The sequence below is a fragment of the Sphingomonas caeni genome, assembly GCF_026013415.1.
Classification (GTDB): Bacteria; Pseudomonadota; Alphaproteobacteria; order Sphingomonadales; family Sphingomonadaceae; genus Sphingomonas; species Sphingomonas caeni.
This window is the reverse complement of sequence record NZ_JAPDOK010000009.1, coordinates 142630-149098: the sequence shown is the minus strand read 5'-3', so window position 1 is coordinate 149098 and position 6469 is coordinate 142630. Positions and strand designations below refer to the sequence as shown.

At 66.5% G+C, this 6469-nt stretch carries 9 protein-coding genes; 4 read left to right on the top strand and 5 right to left on the bottom strand.

Annotated elements, in window-relative coordinates; translation table 11 throughout:
* Nucleotides 1-73 precede the first annotated feature (73 nt).
* The 5 genes from OF829_RS18500 to OF829_RS18480 all read right to left on the bottom strand — a co-directional run bounded on the left by OF829_RS18500 (nt 74) and on the right by OF829_RS18480 (nt 1920).
* Nucleotides 74-289: a DUF4170 domain-containing protein gene (locus OF829_RS18500; RefSeq protein ID WP_264941653.1), complete on the bottom strand. Its 216-nt coding sequence runs from the start codon at nt 287-289 to the stop codon at nt 74-76.
* Between the two features lie 138 nt (nt 290-427).
* Nucleotides 428-730 carry a hypothetical protein gene (locus OF829_RS18495; protein WP_264941652.1) on the bottom strand — a complete coding sequence of 101 codons (303 nt, stop codon included), beginning with the start codon at nt 728-730 and terminating at the stop codon, nt 428-430.
* Nucleotides 700-1107, bottom strand: a complete 408-nt coding sequence (locus tag OF829_RS18490; RefSeq protein ID WP_264941651.1) for a hypothetical protein — start codon at nt 1105-1107, stop codon at nt 700-702. Before OF829_RS18490 ends, OF829_RS18495 begins: the two co-directional genes overlap by 31 nt.
* Nucleotides 1068-1421 (bottom strand): phage holin family protein, encoded by a 354-nt coding sequence (locus OF829_RS18485; RefSeq protein ID WP_264941650.1) that lies wholly within the window; start codon nt 1419-1421, stop codon nt 1068-1070. Before OF829_RS18485 ends, OF829_RS18490 begins: the two co-directional genes overlap by 40 nt.
* Nucleotides 1422-1437: 16 nt before the next feature.
* On the bottom strand, nt 1438-1920 hold the full coding sequence (locus OF829_RS18480; RefSeq protein WP_264941649.1) for a hypothetical protein: 483 nt from the start codon (nt 1918-1920) through the stop codon (nt 1438-1440).
* A 152-nt stretch (nt 1921-2072) separates the two neighbouring features.
* Here OF829_RS18480 and eno point away from each other — a divergent pair, with 152 nt between their 5' ends.
* From eno to OF829_RS18460, 4 genes are all read left to right on the top strand, one after another.
* Entirely contained in the window at nt 2073-3350 is a 1278-nt protein-coding gene (eno, locus tag OF829_RS18475) for a phosphopyruvate hydratase (protein WP_264941648.1), read from the top strand.
* 122 nt (nt 3351-3472) lie between these two features.
* Nucleotides 3473-3793, top strand: a complete 321-nt coding sequence (locus OF829_RS18470; RefSeq protein WP_264941647.1) for an FtsB family cell division protein — start codon at nt 3473-3475, stop codon at nt 3791-3793.
* A gap of 127 nt (nt 3794-3920) precedes the next feature.
* Nucleotides 3921-4970 (top strand): pyruvate dehydrogenase (acetyl-transferring) E1 component subunit alpha, encoded by a 1050-nt coding sequence (gene pdhA / locus OF829_RS18465; protein ID WP_264941646.1) that lies wholly within the window; start codon nt 3921-3923, stop codon nt 4968-4970.
* Nucleotide 4971: 1 nt separating this feature from the next.
* Complete coding sequence (locus OF829_RS18460; RefSeq protein ID WP_264941645.1) at nt 4972-6366, top strand: pyruvate dehydrogenase complex E1 component subunit beta; 1395 nt, start codon at nt 4972-4974, stop codon at nt 6364-6366.
* The last annotated feature ends 103 nt before the right edge of the window (nt 6367-6469 follow it).

Sequence of the window (6469 nt, the reverse complement as noted above, 5' to 3'; positions counted from 1 at the left end):
CGCGCCGCATACTTCCTCGCCTTCATCCACCTCGCCGCAGCCATGATCTGGATGCGTTGAATGTCGATTCGTCCTAGCCGTGATCCGGCTCCAGCAGCCGGTGCAGGTGGACCACGACATATTTCATCTCGGCATCGTCGACCGTGCGCTGCGCGGCGCCGCGCCACGCTTTCTCTGCGCTGGCATAGTCGGGGAAGATGCCGACCACGTCGAGCGCCGACGGGTCCTTGAAATCGAGCGTCTGCGGGTCGCTCACGCGGCCGCCGAAGACGAGGTGGAGCTTGCTCATGCTGGCCTTCCGGGGAGGGAGTTCGCGCTCCCCTTAGCGGCTATGCGGCTGGGCTCAAGCCCCGAGCTCTCCATACGAGCCCTCGATACGCTGCTTCGCAGCTACCCGGTCTCTACTCAGCACGAACGGAGTTGGTGGCTACGCCTTGGTCGCGGCGCCCTTCGCGGCCTCGAGCACGGTTTCGATCAGCTGCGACACCTTTTCGCGGGTGGCGTCCTTGGCGGGGAGCAGCGCGTCGATCTCGGCCTTGCCGGCCTCCTTGGCGGCCTTGGCGGCGGCCGTCGCGCTGCCGGCGAGCTTCTTGCCGACGGGATCGAGCAGCTCGCGCTCCTTGGCGACGCGCGGGAGCAGCACGCCGATCAGCACCCCCAGCGCGACGCCGCCCGCGAGCAAGGCCAGCGGGTTCTCGCTCAGCGGATCGGAGGCTTTGCGGGTGGGCATGTCGACGGTCCTTTCGCTCTACGCACGCGTTTCGGTCTCAAACTATCGGGCCGGGACTGGGTTGCATCCCCGCGCCTGAAGATATCGGCGATCCAACCGCGCGCCATGACGAGCCCGATCCCGCCCGCCACCGCGGCGAGCGCGACCGGCCGCTTGCGCACCGCATCGGCGCCCTTGCGCGCGACGGTGGCGACTCCGGCGGCGGCGCTCTCGACCGCGTCCTGCGCGAGCGTCGAGGGGCGCAGCCGCTGCTGGATCTCGCCCAGCGTGCCGAGCAGCCGCGCGCGCGCCTCGCCGGCACGGGCCTCGGCTGCGGCGACATGGGCGGGCGTGTATTTCAGGGGAGCTCTCCCATCACGCGCTTGATCTGCTGCCATGCCAGCCAGCCCATCAGGCTCGCCAGCGAGAGCGCGACACTCACCACGATCAACGTCGCCCATCCCGGGCCCACATAGGGCGCGAGGGTGAACACCAGCCCGACCACCAGGGCGACCGACGCGGCGAGCGCGAGCGACATCGCCACCGCTCCCATCCACAGACTCGCCTTGGCGGCGCGCAGGCGCTCGCGGACGAGCGTCCGGTAATAATCGACCTCGGCCTGGCCGAAGCCCTTGGCGTCATCGACCAGCCTTCCGAACAGATCGCCAAGGCTCTCGTCGCCGGATTCGCTGTCTGGTTCGGTTTCGGCCACCCCCCGGTCGATCCGCTCAGGCCTTGCCGTCGTCGGCGTCGCCAAGATCGGCGGCGGCATCGATCCCCGACTTGATGAGCCGCGCCAGCACGAAGCCGATCGCGGCGGCGGTGCCGATCGCGATCACCGGGCTCTTCTTCACAAATGCGGTGGCGTCGTCGATCAGATCGTCGACCTGCTTGCCGCGCAGCGTGTCGGCGAAACCCGAAATGCCCTCGGCGGCCGAGCGGGCATAGCGGCCATAATCGCTGCCGAGCCGCTCATCGACGTCGCCCGCCGCGCCGTGAAGCATCTTGGCGACCTCATCGAGCGCGCCCGATGCCTTGTCCTTGCCCTCGCCGGCAAAGGCGCGGGCGCGCTCCGCGGCCTGGCTGCCGAGCTTGCCGGCTTCCTCGCGGATCGTGTCGGCGGCGGACTTCTTTGTCTCGGTGGCGACCTCCTCGGCATCGAGGATCAGCGAGTCGCTCAAATCACTGGTTGGCGTCGGTTTCTTAGCCATCGGGAAGCCCTTCCTACGTTTCGCAGCTAGAACCAAAACACGCCCGGCCCGGTTCCATCGGCGATCCAGTTTGCCGCGGCGCAGCGAAGCGGTTAGAGGCTCGCCCGCGCGCCGAGGCCATTGCTTGCCTCCAGATGTAGGGAGACCGTTCCGTGACCGCAATCATCGACCTTCACGCCCGCCAGATTCTCGATAGCCGGGGCAATCCCACGGTCGAGGTCGATGTGATGCTGGAGGATGGCAGCTTCGGCCGTGCCGCGGTGCCCTCGGGCGCCTCGACCGGCGCGCATGAGGCGGTCGAGAAGCGCGACGGCGATAAATCCCGCTGGCTCGGCAAGGGCGTCGATGCGGCGGTGCAGGCGGTCAATGGCGAGATCGCCGATACGGTGCTGGGGCTCGATGCCGAGGACCAGGCCGATCTCGACCGCGCGATGATCGATCTCGACGGCACGCCCAACAAGGCCCGGCTCGGCGCCAACGCGATCCTGGGCGTCAGCCTGGCGGCGGCCAAGGCGGCGGCGGATGCGCGCGGGCTGCCGCTCTATCGCTATGTCGGCGGGGTTTCGGTGCATGTGCTGCCGGTACCGATGATGAACATCATCAATGGCGGCGAGCACGCCGACAATCCGATCGACTTCCAGGAATTCATGATCGTACCGGTGGGCGCCTCGTCGATCCTTGAGGCGGTGCGCTGCGGGTCGGAGATTTTTCATACGCTCAAGAAGAAGCTTCACGAGAAGGGGCTGGCGACCGGGGTGGGCGACGAGGGCGGATTCGCGCCGAACCTCAGCTCGACCACCGACGCGCTCGACTTCATCATGAGCAGCATCGAGGCGGCGGGCTACAAGGCCGGCGACGATGTCATGCTCGCGCTCGATTGCGCCGCGACCGAATATTATCGCGATGGCGCGTACAGGATGGTGGGCGAGGGTAAGACCTTCTCCTCAGCGGAGAACGCCGATTTCCTCGCGGGGCTCTGCGCCAGCTACCCGATCTTCTCGATCGAGGACGGCATGGCCGAGGATGACTGGGAGGGCTGGAAGCTGCTGACCGAGAAGCTCGGGCAGAAGGTCCAGCTGGTCGGCGACGACCTGTTCGTGACCAATCCCGTCCGCCTCAAGCGCGGGATCGAGGGGGGCTATGCCAACTCGCTGCTGGTCAAGGTCAACCAGATCGGCACGCTGACCGAGACGCTCGCCGCAGTGAACATGGCGCACCGCGCCTCCTACACCGCGGTGATGTCGCACCGCTCGGGCGAGACCGAGGACGCGACCATCGCCGACCTCGCGGTCGCGACCAATTGCGGGCAGATCAAGACGGGCAGCCTCGCGCGCTCGGACCGGCTTGCGAAGTACAACCAGCTGATCCGGATCGAGGAGGAACTGGGCGATGCCGCGGTCTATGCGGGCCGGTCGGTGTTGAAGGCTTGAGCCTCCGGGTGCTCCTGCTTTCGCGGGAGTACTGGCTCGGGAAACCCTAAATCACCCCTTAAGCGTATGTTAAGTAGCGATACTGCTTGATTAACCCTGTTGATTAGGCAAGAATCGGACCCATGGGGCGCAGTTCACCGATCAAGACCATCCTTCGCAGCGCGGGTCCGCCCGCGCTGGCGCTGTGCACCATGGGCTTCTTCGCCTGGTACGCGGTGATGGGGCCGAACGGCGTACTCGCGCTCAAGGACGTCAAGCGCGACGTCGCGGCGCGCACCGCCGAGCTCGCGGTGCTCGAGAAGCGCCAGGGCGAGCTGCAGAACCATGTCAACCTGCTCGACCCCCGCAAGGGCGCCGATCCCGACATGGTCGAGGAGCTGCTGCGCAAGAATCTCAACGTCGCGCGGCCCGGCGAAATCATCGTCCCGCTCAAGAAGAAGTAACCGCTGTCACCAATGGCTTGGCGCTCGCGCATGAACGCGCGGCGTCGCTGCGCGTTGAGTTGCGCGGGGCATGAAAACACGCTTATAGCGCCCGCCTGACCCTCCCCGGGATGAGGATTTCGAGCACGTGGCAAAATCGCCGGCCAAGAAAGCGTCCGCCGTACCCGCCGTATCCAACCGCGAACGGCCCAACGAACCAGAACGGTACAAGGCAACCAAGGAAGAATTGCTGCAACTGTATCGGCAGATGCTGCTGATCCGCCGCTTCGAGGAGAAAGCGGGCCAGCTTTACGGGCTGGGCTTCATCGGCGGCTTCTGCCACCTCTATATCGGCCAGGAAGCGGTCGCGGTCGGGCTCCAGTCGGCGCTCAACGGCGATACCGACAGCGTGATCACCGGCTATCGCGATCACGGCCATATGCTCGCATACGGCATCGATCCCAAGGTGATCATGGCCGAGCTGACCGGCCGCGCGGCGGGGATCAGCCGCGGCAAGGGCGGCTCGATGCACATGTTTTCGACCGAGCATAAATTCTATGGCGGCCATGGCATCGTCGGCGCGCAGGTCTCGCTCGGCACCGGGCTCGCCTTCGCGCACAAATATAACGAGGATGGCGGCGTCGCGATGGCCTATTTCGGCGACGGCGCGGCGAACCAGGGCCAGGTCTACGAGTCCTTCAACATGGCCGAGCTGTGGAAGCTCCCGATCATCTATGTGATCGAGAACAACCAGTACGCCATGGGCACCTCGGTCAACCGCTCCTCGGCCGAGGACCAGCTGTACAAGCGCGGCGAGAGCTTCCGCATTCCGGGCATCCAGGTCGACGGGATGGACGTGCTCGCCTGCCGCGGCGCGGCCGAGGAAGCGCTGAAGTGGGTGCGCAGCGGCAAGGGGCCGATCATCCTCGAGATGAAGACGTACCGGTACCGGGGTCACTCGATGTCCGATCCCGCCAAATATCGCAGCCGCGAGGAGGTCCAGGCGGTCCGCGACAAGTCCGATCCGATCGAGGCGGTGAAGCGCGAGCTCGAGGGGTTCAAGGTCACCGAGGAGCAGCTCAAGCCGATCGAGGCCGAGATCCGCAAGATCGTCGCCGAAGCCGCCGATTTCGCCGAGCAGACCCCCGAGCCCGACGCGGCCGAACTGTACACCGACGTGCTGGTGGAGACCTATTGAGATGGCGATCGAACTCAAGATGCCGGCGCTGTCGCCCACCATGGAAGAGGGCACGCTCGCCAAATGGCTCGTCAAGCAAGGCGATGTCGTGAAGTCCGGCGACATCATGGCCGAGATCGAGACCGACAAGGCGACGATGGAATTCGAGGCGGTCGATGAGGGCACGATCGCGCAGATCCTCGTTCCCGAGGGCACCGATAACGTCAAGGTCGGCACGGTGATCGCGCTGATCGCGGGCGAGGGGGAGGACGCCTCCACCGCTGCGGCGCCTGCGCCTGCGCCCACTCCGGCCCCCGCGCCCGAACCCGCCGCCGGCGAGGATGGCGGCCCGAAAAAGGCCGAGAGCGGCACCGCCAAGCTCGTCAGCGACAAGGCCGCGACCGTCGCCGATCCCGAAGTCCCCGCGGGCACCGAGATGGTCAAGGTCACGCTGCGCGAGGCGCTGCGCGACGCCATGGCCGAGGAAATGCGCGCGGATCCGCGCGTGTTCGTGATGGGCGAGGAAGTCGCCGAATATCAGGGCGCGTACAAGGTGACGCAGGGGCTGCTCGAGGAATTCGGCGCCAAGCGCGTGATCGACACGCCGATCACCGAATATGGCTTTGCGGGCGTCGGCACGGGCGCGGCGATGGGCGGGCTGCGTCCGATCGTCGAGTTCATGACCTTCAACTTCGCGATGCAGGCGATCGATCACATCATCAATTCGGCCGCCAAGACCAACTATATGTCGGGCGGGCAGATGCGCTGCCCGATCGTGTTCCGCGGGCCCAACGGCGCCGCGAGCCGCGTCGGCGCGCAGCATTCGCAGAATTACGGGCCCTGGTATGCCAGCGTCCCCGGGCTGATCGTGATCGCGCCCTATGACGCCTCGGACGCCAAGGGGCTGCTCAAGGCGGCGATCCGCAGCGAGGATCCGGTGGTCTTCCTCGAGAATGAGCTGCTCTACGGGCGCAACTTCGAGGTCCCGAAGCTCGACGACTGGGTCCTGCCGATCGGCAAGGCCCGGATCGTGCGGCCGGGCAAGGATGTGACGATCGTCTCCTATTCGATCGGCGTGGGCGTGGCACTCGATGCCGCCGAGACGCTAGCCGGCGAGGGGATCGATGCCGAGGTCGTCGACCTGCGCACGCTGCGCCCGCTCGATACCGCGACGGTGCTCGAGAGCCTGAAGAAGACCAACCGCATGGTGGTGGTCGAGGAAGGCTGGCCGGTCTGCTCGATCGCGAGCGAGATCGTCGCGGTGGCGATGGAGCAGGGCTTCGACGATCTCGACGCCCCGGTGCTGCGCGTCACCAACGAGGACGTGCCGCTGCCCTATGCCGCGAACCTCGAGAAGCTCGCGCTGGTCGATGCGGCGCGGGTGGTGAGCGCGGTGAAGAAGGTGACGTACCGGTAGAATTTCGCCGATCGGCTCTGACTACTAACCGTCATCCCGGCGAAAGCCGGGACCCAGGACAACAGGCGACGCTGTTCGCGGCTCTGGGTCCCGGCTTTCGCCG